The organism is Aeromonas sp. FDAARGOS 1415 (assembly GCF_019048365.1).
Classification (GTDB): Bacteria; Pseudomonadota; Gammaproteobacteria; order Enterobacterales; family Aeromonadaceae; genus Aeromonas; species Aeromonas taiwanensis.
This window is the reverse complement of sequence record NZ_CP077363.1, coordinates 2933790-2948620: the sequence shown is the minus strand read 5'-3', so window position 1 is coordinate 2948620 and position 14831 is coordinate 2933790. Positions and strand designations below refer to the sequence as shown.

Here is a 14831-nt window from a genome sequence, read left to right as displayed (position 1 = left end):
CACAACGAAACGGGGCGCCCCTCGCCGGTGCGCCCCGTCTTGCCAGACCCTGTGCGGGGCCGATTAGCCCTTCAGGCTGTCCAGATCCTTCTTGGCCCGCTCCAGCTGGGTGATGCGCGCCTCGATGCGGGCCAGGGTCAGCTTGTCGGTGGTGGTGCCGCGGGCCACGATCAGCTCGTCGATGGCCGCCTGGTAGTCCCCGCGCAGGGAGAGGGTCTCCGCCCGCGCCATGTGCAGATCCGTCATCCTGCCCGCCTTGCGATAGGCATCCGACAGCAGGCTCCAGGCCAGGCTGTTCTCATCGTGCTCCCGGGCATAGGGGTCCAGAATGGCGATGGACTTCTTGTAGTTGCCTCCTTCCAGATAGGCGTTGCCGAGGTTCACCACCACCACCTCGTTGTCCGGCATCCGGGTGCGGAAGCGTTCCAGCCTGGCGATGGCCTGGGCGCTGCGCCCCTTGGCGAGATCGATGTCGGTCAGGGCGTCCACCACGAAGAGATCCTCCGGGTGGCGGCCGGCCAGCTCCTGCATCAGGGCGTCGGCCTCGTCGGTGCGCTTGAGCTGCAGCAGAGCCAGCGCCTTGCCATAGATGGCGGCGTCCTTGAGAGGGTAATCCCCCTTCTGCAGGCGGCTGTCGAAGTAGGTGAGCAGCCCCTGGGGAGTCTCGGTGCCGTAACGCACCTGGATGCGCACCTTGGCCAGCCAGAAGTCAAGGCTCGGCGCCAGGGCGCGGCGGCCATAGCTGCCGGCACGGGCGCGGGCCTCGCTGATCCGGGTCTCCGGCAGGGGGTGGGTCAGCAACATCTCCGGCGGCTTGCTGGCGTAGCGGTACTCCGCCGCCAGCTTCTGGAAGAAGTTGGCCATGCCCATGGGATCGAACCCGGCGTCATACAGCGTCTTCATACCGATGCGATCCGCTTCGTATTCGTTGTCCCGGGTGTAGTTGATGGCCGACTGCATCGACAAGCCCAGCGTGGTCTGCAGGGCGGCGATGCCGGCGGTGGGGTTGATCACCGCCAGCGCGATGGAGCCCACCAGGCCGGCCAGGGTCATGGCGGAGCTGCTCGCCTGCGCCTCCATGTAGCGGGCGATGTGGCGCTGGGTCACGTGGGTGATTTCGTGGGCCAGCACCGAGGCCAGCTCGCTCTCGCTCTCCGCGTAGAGGAAGAGACCGGTGTGCACCTTGACCCGGCCACCGAGGAAGGCGGCCGCGTTGATGCTGGGATCGTTGATGAGGAAGAAGGTGAACGGGAAACGTACCCCGTCGGCATTGGTCAGCAACCGCTGGCCCAGATCGTCGATGTATTCGTTCAACACGGGATCATCGATGATGGGCAGCCCGGCCCTGGCAAAGCGCATGAAGGCGTTGCCATAGCGCACCTCCTGCTCGATGGGGAGGGCGGCGACGCCGGCGGTACCGATGTCGGGCAACTGGTTGCTCCCCTGGGCATGGAAGGTCGCACCCATCAGGGTGACCAGCAGGGGAAGCGATGCTATCAGGGGGGAAAAACGTGCCACGTTATCTCTATCTCCAATCAGACCCCAGCGGGCATCGGCAGAATACCCTTGCCATTCAAGGCCCACAAGCGTTGTTTCATCCTGCCATCACGGCCATAATGACGACCACCCACGCGATGGAAATCTCATGGAACAGCTCGACCTGACCCCCTGGCGTTGTCCCGAGCCGCTCATTCGGCTCAAGCTCTGGTTGCGCCAGGCTCGGCCCGGTCAGTCTCTGCTCATTCTTCTGGCGGATCCCGGCTCAAGGCAAGACATTCCTGCCTATCTGCGCCGCCAGGGCCACAGCGTCCAGTCGCTGGAGGAGTCCCCCACCCGTCTCTCCCTGCGGCTCGAGGTTGCCATGAGGCCGCCCTCGTCCTGACCGTCATTCAAGGAAGCCTCGATGTTAGATGTATTGAAGCGCTGGTATCAGACCCGTTTTTCCGACCCTGACGCCGTCACCCTCTTCCTGCTGCTGGTGTTCTGCTTTGCCGTCATCTGGCTGTTTGGCGATCTGCTGGCACCGCTTCTGGTGGCGCTGGTGATGGCCTATCTGCTGGAGTGGCCGGTCAGCCGCCTGCAACGCACCGGCCTCTCCCGCACCCTGGCCACCAGCCTGGTACTGCTGCTGTTCATCGCGGTGACGGCCACGCTGCTGCTGGGGCTCATCCCGACGCTGGTGAGCCAGGGGGTCAACCTGGCCAAGGAGGCGCCCGCCATGCTGGCCCATGCCCAGGACTATGTGCGCACCCTGCCGGAAAAATACCCCGAGATCATCGACGTCAGCCTGGTCGAGACCATCATCGACAACATCCGCCAGCGCATCCTGACCGGTGGCGAACAGCTGGTGAGCGCCTCTTTGAGCTCCCTCATCAACGTGGTGGCCATCCTTATCTACGCCATCCTGGTGCCCCTGATGGTCTTCTTCATGCTCAAGGACAAGCAGGTGCTGATGGCCGGTCTGCGCCGCTTCCTGCCCCGCAACCGCACCCTGGTCAACCGGGTCTGGGTGGAGATGAACGACCAGATCATCAACTATATCCGCGGCAAGGTGATCGAGATCCTCATCGTCGGTGTGGCCACCTACATCCCCTTCGCCCTGATGGGGCTGCGCTACTCCGTGCTGCTGGCGGTGGCGGTCGGCTTCTCCGTGCTCATCCCCTACATAGGGGCGGTGGCGGTGACCGTGCCCGTCGCCATGGTGGCCCTGTTCCAGTGGGGCCTGACCCCCGACTTCGCCTGGCTGATGGTGGCCTATCTGGTCATCCAGGCCCTGGACGGCAACCTGCTGGTCCCCCTGCTCTTCTCCGAGGCGGTCAACCTGCACCCGGTGGCCATCATCATCGCCGTCCTGGTGTTTGGCGGCCTGTGGGGTTTCTGGGGGGTCTTCTTCGCCATTCCCCTGGCGACCCTGGTCAAGGCGGTGCTCAACGCCTGGCCCAAGCGGGAAGAGCTCCCCCGCCCCGCCCCCTGACGACGCCACGGCAAGGGGCGAGGCCGGACTTCGCCCCTTGCCGGTGGTGGCCCATCCCCGTGCGGGGAGGCCGTCCACGCCCGCCCAAAAGCTCCGAACGAAAACCACTCCGGGCACAATGTACTCTTTTTGCTCTATCGGTTTGAATCCAAAACAAAAATCGGCTTAACTGGCTACGCCACCATATTCAGTCATCACTGTTCAGGTCAGCGACCAATAAGGATGTTGCCATGCTCCCAGCCCCGGCCCTGCGTCATGCCTCTCTTGGTGCCCTTCTGGCACTGCTGCTCTCATCCCCCGTCCGGGCCGAGATCGATCTCGGTTCCCTCGACATCTTCGTGCAGGACAGCCCGACCAGCCCGGTGCCCAAGGGGCTGGTACTGGGGGGCGCCGTCATCGGTGGGGATGCCCGCTACCAGGGGCAGGATGACACCGCCCTGGTCCTGCCCGGTGCCGTCTACTTCGGCGATCAGTTCATGTTCCTCGGGGACAGGGCTCGCTACTACTTCCACAAGGATGACAGCTTCGCCGCCTACGGCTTTGGCCGGGTCCGCTTCGGCAACCTGGATCCCGACGATGCTCCCGAGCTGGCCGGCATGGAGAAGCGCGAATGGGAGCTGGAGGGGGGCGTCGGTGCCAGCCTCATCACCCCCTACGCCCTGCTCAGCACCCGCCTCAGCACGGACGTGACCGGCACCAGCAAGGGCCAGGAGTGGCTGCTGTGGGCCGACTTCCCCATCATTCGTGACAAGCTGCTCATCATGCCCGGCATGGGGGTGATGATCCGCAGTGACAAGATGGCGAACTACTACTTCGGCGGCGTCTCCGGGAACGAAGCCAGGGCACAGCGTCCCGAGTGGGACACCGGCACCACCTTCTCCCCCATGGCTGCCATCATTACCAGCTACCGCTTCACCCCCCACTGGATCGGCATGTTTGCCGCCAACTACGAGCTGTACGACAACGACACCGCGAACAGCCCCATCGTCCAGCACGATGGCGAACTCTATGCAGGCGTCGGAGTCGGTTATATCTGGTAAGCCGGCACTGTCGTCAGCAGGCATCAACAACAGGAAGGGAGCCCATGGCTCCCTTCTTTGCTATCCGGCAAGACGTCTCCCTCACAGCCCGGCCAGAAACGCCCCCAGCGCGGTGTTGACGAAGGCGGGATTCTCCAGGGTCGAGATGTGGCCTGCGGCCGGGATCTCCCTGAACGGGCAACCCAGCACCTCGGCCATCAGATAGCCCTCCAGCACCGGCCTGGCCTTGTCCTCGCACCCCGTCATCACAAGCGCGGGCAGCGTCATCTCTTCGAGCCAGTCGATGCGATCCTCCCGGGTCACGAAGCTGCGCCCTACCGCCACCAGGCTCGCCACCTTGTCGGCAGGCCATTGCGCCAAGCGGGCCTTGAAATCGGCCATCAGAGCTGCGTCCGGCGCATTGGCGAAGAAGAGCGGCGCCACCTGTTCGGCGATGGGCGCAGGCACGGCGCCGAGCTGCTCGATCATGGCCAGCATGCCGAGGTAGCGCTCGCAGGTGATCTGGGGCTCGAGGCCGACGAAGCTGTCCATCAGCACCAGGCCCTTGAGGCGCTCAGGCGCCATGCGCGCGAGCTCCACGCCCCACATGCCGCCGATGGAGAGCCCCACCAGCACGCACTCCTGGATGCCGAGGCCGTCGAGCAGCGCCAGATGATCCCGGGCCAGGGTCGCCAGGGTGCAGGGGCCGGGCGGCAGCGCATCGGAATCCCCGTGCCCCCAGAGCTCGGGCACGATGCAGCGGTACTGCCCCTTGAGAGCCTCGATCTGGGGCGCCCACATGGCGCTGTCCCACAGGTAGCTGTGACCAAACAGCAGCGCCGGGCCCTGCCCCTCGTCCAGATAGGCCATGCGGCGGCCCGCTATCTCCATAAACTGCTTCATGTTTTCTCCTGTTGCCAACTGTGATGAGACGGCAGCGCGACTCACCATCAATGGCTTCATCTGTTTTCTGTTGCCAGCGGCTGACGGAGCGGCAGTGTATCACGCCCCTCTTGGCAGTGGTGCCTGCCTGGTGCAAGCTGGGGTGACTCACAAGAGGACTCATCAAGGAGAGGCAGATGGCCAAGGAAAAGAGCAAGAAACGCCCCCGTCTGGACAAGAAGACCTATGAGCATCACCTCGGCCACCTGCAGGAGGAGCTGGTCAAGTTGCAGGAGTGGGTCAAGCAGGAGGGGCTCAAAGTCGTGGTGTTGTTCGAGGGGCGGGACGCCGCTGGCAAGGGGGGCGTCATCAAGGCGATCACCGAGCCCCTCAACCCCCGGGTCTGCCGGGTCACCGCCCTGCCCGCACCGTCGGACAGGGAGCGTACCCAGTGGTATTTCCAGCGCTACGTGGCCCACCTGCCCGCCGCCGGGGAGATGGTGCTGTTCGACCGCTCCTGGTACAACCGGGCCGGAGTCGAGCGGGTGATGGGCTTTTGCACCGACGGGGAGTACCGCGAGTTCCTGCGTGCCTGCCCCGAGTTCGAGCGGATGCTGACCCGCTCCGGCATCACCCTCATCAAGTACTGGTTCTCGGTCAGTGACGAGGAGCAGGAGAAGCGCTTCAAGGAGCGCATCAACACCCCCATCAAGCGCTGGAAGTTCAGCCCCATGGACCTGCAGTCCCGCTCGCGCTGGGTAGAGTACTCCCGCGCCAAGGACGACATGTTCACCTACACGGACACCGAGGACTGCCCCTGGTTCGTGGTGGAAGCCGACGACAAGCGCCGTGCCCGCCTCAACTGCATCTCCCACCTGCTGGGCAAGGTGCCCTACGAGGCGATCCACTACGAACCCATCAAGCTGCCCCCCATCAAGACCGAGGGCTACGAGCGCCCGCCGCTCTCCAGCCAGCATTTCGTGCCGGACGTCACCGCCGAGTTCGACACCAAGGACGCTCACTGAGACACACCGGCCTGGCCCGCCGCTCTGGCTGGCCAGCCAATCTGACCCAACGTCTCTGCCGGCGACTCACAGACTCAGCAAGTCTCCTTCCCGGTGGGGCACCTCACCGGCCAGGAAGATCACCTCATCCCCGGCGCAGGCCAGCCGGTTGAGCACCCTGGCGTAACAGAGGCCACCGTGATGTGCGCTGAGCGCAATGCGCTCCCCGGTCTGTGCATCCGTCAGCCAGCCTACCCGCTGCCCCGCCAGTACCCGATCCCCGGGGGCGACCTCGTAGCTCAGGATCCCCGCCGCCGGGGCCGGGATCACCTCCACGGCCGAGAGTGGCGTCACCACGCCTTCGATCGCCGCGAAGTGATCGACAGGCGCGCTGAAATCAGGGTCAATCCAGCCCCGCTCCTGCAGGCAGGCCAGCAGCCGCCGGGCATCCTGTTCGGCCAGATGTTCGGCCACATCCTGTTGTCCCCTCAGCTCCACCGTCACCGCGACCGGCACCTGTGGTCCCTCCATCAGGGCATACCAGTTCTGCAGCAGGGCATCATCGAAGGACATGCCCCCCGCCTGCTCGCTGAGCAGCATTACCTCGGCCCCGAGACAGGCCCCGAGGCGCGCTATCTGGCTGCGCTGGCGAGCGTGGCCATAGAGGTACAGCAGGGCGTCGCTGTCGCAATGGATGTCCAGTACCAGCTCGGCCTCCAGCGCCCAGCCAAACAGGGTGTGCTGCAGCCACGCCAGTTCGCCGCGGGGACGCCGTTCGGCCAGCCTGGCCAGCAGCAGTTCCCGCGCCGTCAGGTGGGGTGGGATCGCCTCCCCCTTCGCCACCAGCAGAGGATATCCCCGGTTGAAGTTCTGCCCGGTGGCGGCCAGGAAGCGCCCCTGATGCAACCCCAGGTGCCACTGGGACAGACCGATGGGATTGGCCTGGGGCACCAGACGGATGCGTCCCAGCAGGGCTCCCTGCTGCTCCAGGGCCATCAGATGCCGGCGCAGGTGATGCAGGGCCAGCACCCCGGGCAACTCGTCGGCATGCAGACCCGCCTGCAGATAGGCAAGGGGCCCGCAGCTGCCAAATTCCCAGGCCTGCAACACTCGTTGACTGCCCGGCGTGCCACCGGGCAGGGGGAGCTTGAGTTCGTGCATCTCGCCCCCTTACTCGTACTGGTCGTAATCGAAGTACTTGTCGTTGATCTGCTTGTAGGTGCCGTTGGCCAGCAGGGTACCGAGCGCCTTGTTGACCTCCCCCAGCAACCGGGCGTCCTGCTTGCGCACCGCGATACCTGAGCCGGTGCCGAAGTAGGCGGGGTCATTCATCCTGGGGCCGAAAAAGTCGAACCCGGCCGCCCCTTCCCGCTTCCTGAACTCCATGCCGACGCCGATTTCCACCACGATGGCATCCAGCCGACCCGCCATCAGATCCAGCCAGGCCTGCTCTGCCGAACCATAGGTGCGCACCTCGGCCCCCGCCTTGCCATAGACATCCTTGGCATAGTTCTCCTGGATGGAGCCAAGCTGCACGCCGATCCGCTTGCCGACCATGGCGGCGGGCTCACCGCTCAGGGTCGTCTCCCGAGGCCCCATGAAACGGGAGTAACCCCCCTGGTACTTGTCGCTGAAGGCTATCTGGCGCAGGCGCTCCTCGGTGATCGCCATGGAGGCGACGATCATGTCGAATTTTCTGGCCTTGAGCCCGGCTATCATGCCGTCGAAGTCGTATTGCCTCAGCTCGCAGGTCACCTTCATCTCGGCACACAACGCATTGGCGATATCGACATCGAACCCGGCCAGCGAACCGTCCGGATTGACCGTGCTGTAGGGCGGGAAGGTCCCGTCGGTCGCGATGCGAAGGACGGGAGCGGCCAGAACGGACTGGGCAAACAGCAGGCCGGTGAGTAATAACAGGGCTCGTTTCATGGTGTCACTCCTCTGGGTAGATGGCTCGACACTATTGCATTTGCCCTATACGTTACATATACAATCCATTAACAACCGCCCCAACCGTATAGGTCAAAGAGCCACTACAGTATGCCCTTCCTCTCTCTCGACCCGACCCAGGGCTCCCTGATCCAGCAGGTGATGCACGCCATCCGGCAGGCCATCGCCGGGCACCAGCTTGCGCCTGGCCAGCGCCTGCCCTCGGTACGCCAGCTCGCCACTACCCTTGGCATCAGCACCTTCACCGTTGCCGACAGTTACAGCCGGCTGGTACAGCAGGGGGTGATCCTCGCCAGACGGGGGGATGGCTACTATGTGGCCCGCACGCCGCTGGCCCCGCCCATGGCACCGCCCCCCGTCCCCGATGCCCGCTGGCTGACCGACCACAGGATCACCCCGGGCCCCGAGGTGGTGCAGCCGGGCTGTGGCTGGCTTCCCAGCCAGTGGTACCCGACCCAGATCCTGCAACGCGCCCTGCGCCAGCAGGGGCGAGAGGCCGACGGCGGCATCGCCTACGGCCACTCGGCAGGCTGGCAGCCGCTGCGCCAGCACCTCTGGCAACACCACGAGGCGCTCGGCATCCCGGTGGATCCGCAGGGGGTGTTGCTGACCCAGGGGGCCAGCCAGGCCCTGGCGCTGGTGGTGCAATCGGAACTTCGCGCTGGCGACACCGTGCTGGTGGACGATCCGGGCTACTGCAACCTCATCGCCCTGCTGCAACACGCCGGCATGAGGGTGATGGGCGTCCCCTGGACGGCCCAGGGCCCTGATTGCACCGCGCTGGCCGAGCAGCTGCACCTGGCACGGCCCAAGGCCTTCTTCACCAACCCGCGCCAGCACAATCCCACCGGCGCCAGCTACTCGGCCGCCACCGCGTTCCGGGTCTTGCAGCTCACGGCGCAGCACCACTGCCTGATCGTCGAGGACGACGTGAGCGCGGCCCTGACCCAGAGCGCCACCCCGACCCTGGCGGCGCTGGCGGGTCTGGAGCACATCATCTACATCGGCAGCTTTGCCAAGGCACTGGCACCGGGCCTGAGAGTGGGTTATCTGCTGGCAAGTGCAGAGCGTACCGACCGCCTGCTGCGCTACAAGGTGATGAACGCCATCGCCTCCTCCGAGCTGGCGGAGCGCCTGGTGCTGCGGATGCTCAAGGATCCCGACACCCCGAAAGAGCAGCAGCGACTGCGGGATAGGCTGATGCGGGCCGGAGAACGCTGGCAACAGGGGCTGGAGCGGATCCGCTGGCAGAGTTTCTGTCCTCCCCAAGGCGGGCTCTTCTCCTGGGTCAGGCTGCCGGCACCCCATCAGGATGCCCTGTCCCTGAGCGAGGCCGCATTGGCCGAGGGGCTGTTGCTGGCCCCGGGCAGCCAGTTTCGGGTCGATGCCCCGCCCACGCCCTGGCTGAGGTGCAACCTGGCATACAGCCACCAGCCCCTGCTCGACTTTCTGCAAGGCTGGGCCCGCCGACAGGAGGGGGCATGATGGCGCACCGCGCGATGGGCATCCTGGATGACAGGCAATAAAAAGCCGGTCTTGCGACCGGCAAAAGGCATTGAACGTGAAGAAGGGAAAACCCCGGCATCCTGATCCCGATCAGGTGCGGATATATTTGGCCGTGCGCGGGAACGCCTGCTCCTTGGCATCGAACAGGTAGCACGCCTCGGCCGGGATGCCGACGCTGTACTCCTGACCGGTGGCCACGTCCACGTCGGAGCTCGCCTTGACGGTGAAGTCGTGGCCGCCCACGTCCATGTAGACGAAGGATTCCGCCCCCAGGTGCTCGGCAACCTGTACCACGCCGCTCACCCGGCTGTCGGCATGGGCGTGGCCCAGCGGCACCAGGTGTTCCGGGCGAATACCCAGCTCCACCTTGTCACCGACCGCGCCGCGGCGCGCATCGACCCGCACCCGCACGTTGTCGCCCGTGGTCAGCTTGACCAGACACTCCCGCTCGCCGATCTCCACCAGCTCGCCCGCCAGGAAGTTCATCTTGGGGGAGCCGATGAAGCCCGCCACGAACTTGTTGTCCGGGTTGTGGTAGAGCTCGAGCGGGGTGCCGAACTGTTCCAGGTTGGTGGCCGCCTCGCCCTTGAGGGGGCTCAGCACCACGATGCGGTTGGCCAGGGTCATGGCCTCCACCTGGTCGTGGGTCACGTAGATGATGGTGGAGTTGAGCTCCTTGTGCAGCTTGGCGATCTCGATGCGCATCTTGACCCGCAGGGCGGCGTCGAGGTTCGACAGCGGTTCGTCAAACAGGAACACCTGGGGCTGCTGCACAATGGAGCGGCCGATGGCGACCCGCTGGCGTTGACCGCCGGAGAGCGCCTTGGGTTTGCGGTCCAGCAGAGGCTCCAGGCCCAGAATTTCAGCTGCGCGCATCACCCGCTTGTGGATGCTCTCCTTGTCCATCTTCTTGAGCTTGAGGCCGAAGGCCATGTTCTCGTAGATGTTCATGTGCGGGTAGAGGGCGTAGGACTGGAACACCATGCCGACGTTGCGCTCCACCGGCGGCACGTCGTTCATGTAGCGCCCGCCGATGGTCAGCTCGCCGCTGGTGATGTCTTCCAGACCGGCGATCATCCGAAGCAAAGTGGACTTGCCGCAACCGGACGGGCCGACGAAGACGATGAACTCCCCTTCCTTGATGGCCAGGTTGATATTGCGCAGGGTGTCCTTGTGGACAGCCGGATCGTAATTTTTGCGAACGTTGTTGAGTACTACTTCAGCCATGTCGAGCTCCGCTCTTGAATCTTTGCAAATCGTGACGGCGGGGGGAGTCGGCTCCCCCGGCCATGAACCTTAACCTTTCACGCCACCGGCGGTGAGACCGCCCACCAGCCAGCGCTGGGCGAGCAGGAAGACGACCGTGATGGGGAAGCCGGACAGCACGGCGGCCGCGGCGAAGTCACCCCACAGGTAGTTCTGCGGATAGAGGTACTGCTGGGCACCGACCGCCAGAGTCAGGTTGTTCACATCCTGCAGCAGGATGGAGGCCATGGGCACCTCGGTGATGGAACCGATGAAGGCCAGGATGAACACCACCGCCAGGATGGGCACCGACAGGGGCAGCAGGATCAACCGGAACGCCTGCCATGGAGTGGCACCGTCGATGGCCGCCGCCTCTTCGAGGGATGAGTCGATGGTCTCGAAGTAGCCCTTGATGGTCCAGACGTGCAGGGCGATACCCCCCATGTAGGCCAGGATCAGGCCGCCGTGGGTGTTGAGACCCAGCCAGGGGATGTAGTCACCGATCTTGTTGAACAGCGCATAGATGGCCACCAGGGCCAGCACCGCCGGGAACATCTGGAAGATCAGCATGCCCTGCAGGATGGTGGACTTGCCACGGAACCGCAGACGGGCGAAGGCGTAGGCACAGGTGGTGGAGAGCACCACTATCATCAGGGCGGTGATGCCCGCGACCTTGATGGAGTTCCACAGCCAGGTCAGCACCGGGAACGGCGGCGGCGTGATGCTGCCGTCGGCGTTGGTGATGGACATGCCGAGCGCCAGCTTCCAGTGATCCAGGGTCGGATTGGTGGGGATGATCTCCCCCACCGAGAAGTTGCCGTTACGGAACGAGATGGCGATGACCATGATCAGCGGGAAGATGATCAGTGCCAGGAAGCCCCACATCACCAGGTGGGTTGCCCACACCCGGTATTTGACAGACTTGGGTTGTACGATTGCCATGTTGAAGCCTCCTTACAGTTGCTTGTCGGCTTTGGACAATTTCAGGTTGAGCAAGGCCAGCGCACCCACGATGAGGAAGATGGCAGTGGCGATGGCACTGGCCAGACCGTAGTCCTGACCACCCGAGCCCTGGAACGCAATCCGGTAGGTGTAGCTCACCAGCAGGTCGGTGGTCCCGGCCGGCGTGGTGGCCCCTATGATGTCCGGTGCCCCGTTCGTCAACAGCTGGATAAGTACGAAGTTGTTGAAGTTGAAGGCAAAGGATGCGATCAGCAGCGGTGTCAGCGGCTTCATCAGGAGCGGTACGGTGATCTTGAAGAAGTTCTGTACCGGACCGGCCCCATCCATGGCGGACGCCTCGTAGAGATCTTCCGGGATAGCCTTGAGCAGGCCCATGCAGAGGATCATCATGTAGGGGTAGCCGAGCCAGGTGTTGACGATGAGGATCATCACCTTGGCCAGGAAGGGGTTGGTGTACCAGTCAGGCTTGATGCCGAACGCCGCTTCCAGGAACAGGTTGATCTCGCCGAAGTTCTGGTTGAACAGGCCCTTGAACACCAGGATGGAGATGAACGCCGGAATGGCATAGGGCAGGATCAGCATGACCCGGTAGAAACCGCGCCCCTTGAGCTGTTCCCACTGCACCAGACAGGCCAGCACCATGCCGATCGCCAGGGTGAACGCCACCGAGCAGGCGGAGAAGATCACGGTCCAGACGAAGATCTGCATGAAGGGACCCTGGATGCCCGGGTCGGTCATGATGCGCATGAAGTTTTTCCAACCCACGCTCACCACGAAACCGGGGGCAACGCCCTTGCCGACGAAGTGGCCTTCTGCATCGATGTACTGGTAGAAGCCGGTGTCACCGTTGGGCAGCATCAGCTCGCCGCTCTGGTTGTCACGCAGCAGGTTGCTGTCCTTGATCATCACGCCCGACTTGAGCACGACGCCGTCGACCAGCTGGGTATAGAGCGGCTTCTGGGCGGCGAACTTGCGCAGGCTGCTCAGGGTCAGGTGGATGTTGCCCTCGGGCAGCACCACATCCAGCGCGCTCAGGTGAGTGCGGTGATCGACGATGGCACGGATGGGTGCCGCCTTGTCGGTCGCCTCCCCAGCCAGAGGTTGCAGCTGAACCACCTGGGGCTCGTCATGGACTCGCCCTTCACGGACAGCCAGTTCACGGGCCTTGTTGTTCAGCAGAGTAAGAGGTTGACTGATAAAGGATTGCTCGTCCTGTTGCAGCAGAAGCTGAAACTGATTGTTCTCACCACCCAGGAGGGTGAAATCGAATTCACCGCCCGCCACCTTGTAGGTTTTTTTAAGATGGTAATCCCGTGCCTGCTCGATGGAGAGCAGGTTGGACCCCGAATAGTTGGTGAAGGCGATGCCGATGGTGTAGGCAAGAGGGAAGATGATAAAAACAACCATGCCTGCCACACCGGGGAAAATATAGCGGTGGGCATAGGTCTTCTTGTTCATGAAGACATAGAGACCGACGGAGACGACCACCAGATCGAGCAGGGCAAACACCCACTCACCGCTGGCATACATCATCACGGCCGCATAACCATTAAGCACTGCGATCAGTGCCGCCATGGTCCACTTTAGCCAGACGTACTTGTCTTTCTTCGGACCGGCATAGGATTCGAGAGCAGGTACTACTTCCATGCCAATTAACCTTTATTGCGCCAAGAGAGATTTGAGAGAGTGGGAGGCCGTGGCGGCCTCCCGGATAGTGCGTGCTTACTGAACGATACGCTTGGCAGCGGTATCCAGCGCTTCGTCAACGCTCTGACGGCCAGAGGTGACGTTCTTGAGGGCAGTTTCGAAGGAAGACCAGAAACGGCTCATCTCGGGCACGGACGGCATCGGTTCGCCATTCTGGGCGTTCTGCATGGTGGCCTTGATGTTAGGGTCAGCTTCCAGGGTCTTCTGGAAGGACTTCAGGGCCACGGCGCCCAGCGGCTTGTCGGCGTTCACCGGCGCCAGACCGGCGTCGGTCAGCAGGTAGTTCTCGAGGAACTCGATGGCCAAATCCTTGTTCGGGCTGGCGGCGTTGATGGTGGCACCGAGCACGCCGACGAAGGCCTTGGCCGGCTGACCCTTCAGGGTCGGCAGCGGCGCGACGCCGTACTTGATGCCGCTCTTGTCCAGGTTGCTCCAGGCCCAGGGACCATTGATCATCATGGCCACTTCGCCCTTGTTGAACTTGGCATCCATCACACCGTAGTCGATGCCCTTCTCCAGGTGACCGGACTTGATCATCTCGGAGATGTAGCCCACGCCAGCCTTGGCACCAGCGTTGGCCACGCCGGTATCTTTCACGTCATAGCCGGTGGCGGTCTTCTTGAAGGCGTAGCCACCGTTGGCAGCCACCAGGGGGTAGCTGAAGTAGGGGGTGTCATAGGCCCACATGATGGCGCGCTTGCCATTCTTCTTCAGCTCTTCGTCGATCTTGGCGATCTCTTCGAAGGTCTTCGGCGGGTTGGGCAACAGATCCTTGTTGTAAATCAGGCTGACGGCTTCAACCGCGACCGGGTAACCGTAGGTCTTGCCATCGACGGTCATGGCATCCCAGGCGAACTGCTCGAACTTGGCCTTGGTGGCGGCGTTCGGGGTCACGGGCACCAGCAGACCGGACTTGACCCACTCACCGTAACGGTCGTGAGCCCAGAAGAAGATGTCCGGGCCGTTGCCGGTAGCGGCGGCTTGCTGGAATTTCACTTCAACCTGATCCGGGTGAGCGACGGTCACCTTGATGCCGGTCTCGGCTTCGAATTTCTTGCCGACTTCGGCCAGGCCGTTGTAGCCCTTGTCACCGTTGATCCAGATGGTCAGCTGACCTTCGTCAATCGCAGCAGTGGCAGAGCAAGCCACGCCCAGGGTAGCCAGACCGATCAGGGATGACAGCAATTTCTTTTTCATGAGCCTTTCCTTGTATTAGTTCCGCGCTGTAAGAGCATTGTGTGCAAGGTGAATATTATCCCAAGCGGTCAACGCCTCACATGACACGCCTCGCATTTTTGAAATGCAATTACGTATTTTCTTCCAGAAAGTTATGAAAACATTTTCTTATTTCAGCGACTTAGCGAGAGTCACCCCCATATTTTTGCCAAGATTCGGAAATTAAATTACCGAAAAGAAATATATTTACACCAATGAAAGGGATTTCATCACATTGAAAACCCTTTCATCCGCATTATTTTGATTTATGTGTTAGCAAAAGTACCGCACCGGTTTCCAACTTCATCACCCCTTAAATAAAAAGGCACCGGAGGGCGCTCCGGTGCCTTTTTGCAAAATTTG

Annotated in this window: 13 protein-coding genes; 5 read left to right on the top strand and 8 right to left on the bottom strand. The window is 63.0% G+C overall.

Translation table 11 applies throughout. The annotated features are described in order from the left end of the window. Positions 1 to 63: 63 nt before the first annotated feature. A complete protein-coding gene (locus I6L45_RS14030) occupies positions 64 to 1518 on the bottom strand; it encodes a M48 family metalloprotease (protein ID WP_231557897.1) in 1455 nt (484 codons plus the stop codon). A 127-nt stretch (positions 1519 to 1645) separates the two neighbouring features. Between I6L45_RS14030 and I6L45_RS14025 the strand changes: the two genes are divergently transcribed. The 3 genes from I6L45_RS14025 to I6L45_RS14015 all read left to right on the top strand — a co-directional run bounded on the left by I6L45_RS14025 (position 1646) and on the right by I6L45_RS14015 (position 4014). Then, a complete protein-coding gene (locus tag I6L45_RS14025; RefSeq protein WP_043761567.1) occupies positions 1646 to 1882 on the top strand; it encodes a sulfurtransferase TusA family protein in 237 nt (78 codons plus the stop codon). A 21-nt stretch (positions 1883 to 1903) separates the two neighbouring features. Next, the gene (locus I6L45_RS14020) at positions 1904 to 2974 is read left to right on the top strand and encodes an AI-2E family transporter (protein ID WP_134696556.1); all 1071 of its coding nucleotides are present in this window, start codon (positions 1904 to 1906) and stop codon (positions 2972 to 2974) included. 230 nt (positions 2975 to 3204) lie between these two features. Further along, positions 3205 to 4014, top strand: coding sequence for a MipA/OmpV family protein (locus I6L45_RS14015; protein ID WP_210548349.1), 810 nt, complete (start codon positions 3205 to 3207; stop codon positions 4012 to 4014). An 81-nt stretch (positions 4015 to 4095) separates the two neighbouring features. On the opposite strand, the gene I6L45_RS14010 is transcribed toward I6L45_RS14015, so the two are convergent. Further along, positions 4096 to 4896 (bottom strand): alpha/beta fold hydrolase, encoded by an 801-nt coding sequence (locus I6L45_RS14010; RefSeq protein ID WP_216982373.1) that lies wholly within the window; start codon positions 4894 to 4896, stop codon positions 4096 to 4098. Between the two features lie 176 nt (positions 4897 to 5072). On the opposite strand from I6L45_RS14010, the gene ppk2 reads away from it, so the two are divergent. Next, complete coding sequence (ppk2, locus tag I6L45_RS14005) at positions 5073 to 5900, top strand: polyphosphate kinase 2 (protein ID WP_043761575.1); 828 nt, start codon at positions 5073 to 5075, stop codon at positions 5898 to 5900. Positions 5901 to 5966: 66 nt separating this feature from the next. Here the strand turns inward: ppk2 and I6L45_RS14000 are convergent, their stop codons facing one another. Beyond that, on the bottom strand, positions 5967 to 7040 hold the full coding sequence (locus I6L45_RS14000) for a succinylglutamate desuccinylase/aspartoacylase family protein (RefSeq protein ID WP_216982372.1): 1074 nt from the start codon (positions 7038 to 7040) through the stop codon (positions 5967 to 5969). Between the two features lie 9 nt (positions 7041 to 7049). Next, positions 7050 to 7811 (bottom strand): transporter substrate-binding domain-containing protein, encoded by a 762-nt coding sequence (locus I6L45_RS13995; protein ID WP_216982371.1) that lies wholly within the window; start codon positions 7809 to 7811, stop codon positions 7050 to 7052. Between the two features lie 111 nt (positions 7812 to 7922). Here I6L45_RS13995 and I6L45_RS13990 point away from each other — a divergent pair, with 111 nt between their 5' ends. Beyond that, positions 7923 to 9317, top strand: a complete 1395-nt coding sequence (locus tag I6L45_RS13990) for a PLP-dependent aminotransferase family protein (RefSeq protein ID WP_216982370.1) — start codon at positions 7923 to 7925, stop codon at positions 9315 to 9317. 111 nt (positions 9318 to 9428) lie between these two features. Here I6L45_RS13990 and I6L45_RS13985 read toward each other — a convergent pair whose 3' ends face one another. The 4 genes from I6L45_RS13985 to malE form a co-directional block, all read right to left on the bottom strand. After that, positions 9429 to 10565 carry an ABC transporter ATP-binding protein gene (locus tag I6L45_RS13985; RefSeq protein WP_043761584.1) on the bottom strand — a complete coding sequence of 379 codons (1137 nt, stop codon included), beginning with the start codon at positions 10563 to 10565 and terminating at the stop codon, positions 9429 to 9431. A 69-nt stretch (positions 10566 to 10634) separates the two neighbouring features. Continuing rightward, a complete protein-coding gene (gene malG / locus I6L45_RS13980; protein ID WP_010674251.1) occupies positions 10635 to 11525 on the bottom strand; it encodes a maltose ABC transporter permease MalG in 891 nt (296 codons plus the stop codon). A 12-nt stretch (positions 11526 to 11537) separates the two neighbouring features. Further along, positions 11538 to 13193, bottom strand: a complete 1656-nt coding sequence (gene malF, locus I6L45_RS13975; RefSeq protein WP_134696568.1) for a maltose ABC transporter permease MalF — start codon at positions 13191 to 13193, stop codon at positions 11538 to 11540. Positions 13194 to 13268: 75 nt separating this feature from the next. Continuing rightward, the gene (gene malE / locus I6L45_RS13970; protein WP_043761590.1) at positions 13269 to 14450 is read right to left on the bottom strand and encodes a maltose/maltodextrin ABC transporter substrate-binding protein MalE; all 1182 of its coding nucleotides are present in this window, start codon (positions 14448 to 14450) and stop codon (positions 13269 to 13271) included. Positions 14451 to 14831 lie beyond the last annotated feature (381 nt).

What these genes read in the sequence shown, in the direction of transcription:
- ppk2 (WP_043761575.1), top strand. Translation starts at nt 5,073, where the DNA reads ATGGCCAAGGAAAAGAGCAAGAAACGCCCCCGTCTGGACAAGAAGACC.
- I6L45_RS14025 (WP_043761567.1), top strand. Translation starts at nt 1,646, where the DNA reads ATGGAACAGCTCGACCTGACCCCCTGGCGTTGTCCCGAGCCGCTCATT.
- malF (WP_134696568.1), bottom strand. Translation starts at nt 13,193, where the DNA reads ATGGAAGTAGTACCTGCTCTCGAATCCTATGCCGGTCCGAAGAAAGAC.
- malE (WP_043761590.1), bottom strand. Translation starts at nt 14,450, where the DNA reads ATGAAAAAGAAATTGCTGTCATCCCTGATCGGTCTGGCTACCCTGGGC.
- I6L45_RS13995 (WP_216982371.1), bottom strand. Translation starts at nt 7,811, where the DNA reads ATGAAACGAGCCCTGTTATTACTCACCGGCCTGCTGTTTGCCCAGTCC.
- malG (WP_010674251.1), bottom strand. Translation starts at nt 11,525, where the DNA reads ATGGCAATCGTACAACCCAAGTCTGTCAAATACCGGGTGTGGGCAACC.
- I6L45_RS14015 (WP_210548349.1), top strand. Translation starts at nt 3,205, where the DNA reads ATGCTCCCAGCCCCGGCCCTGCGTCATGCCTCTCTTGGTGCCCTTCTG.
- I6L45_RS14000 (WP_216982372.1), bottom strand. Translation starts at nt 7,040, where the DNA reads ATGCACGAACTCAAGCTCCCCCTGCCCGGTGGCACGCCGGGCAGTCAA.
- I6L45_RS14020 (WP_134696556.1), top strand. Translation starts at nt 1,904, where the DNA reads ATGTTAGATGTATTGAAGCGCTGGTATCAGACCCGTTTTTCCGACCCT.
- I6L45_RS13985 (WP_043761584.1), bottom strand. Translation starts at nt 10,565, where the DNA reads ATGGCTGAAGTAGTACTCAACAACGTTCGCAAAAATTACGATCCGGCT.
- I6L45_RS14010 (WP_216982373.1), bottom strand. Translation starts at nt 4,896, where the DNA reads ATGAAGCAGTTTATGGAGATAGCGGGCCGCCGCATGGCCTATCTGGAC.
- I6L45_RS13990 (WP_216982370.1), top strand. Translation starts at nt 7,923, where the DNA reads ATGCCCTTCCTCTCTCTCGACCCGACCCAGGGCTCCCTGATCCAGCAG.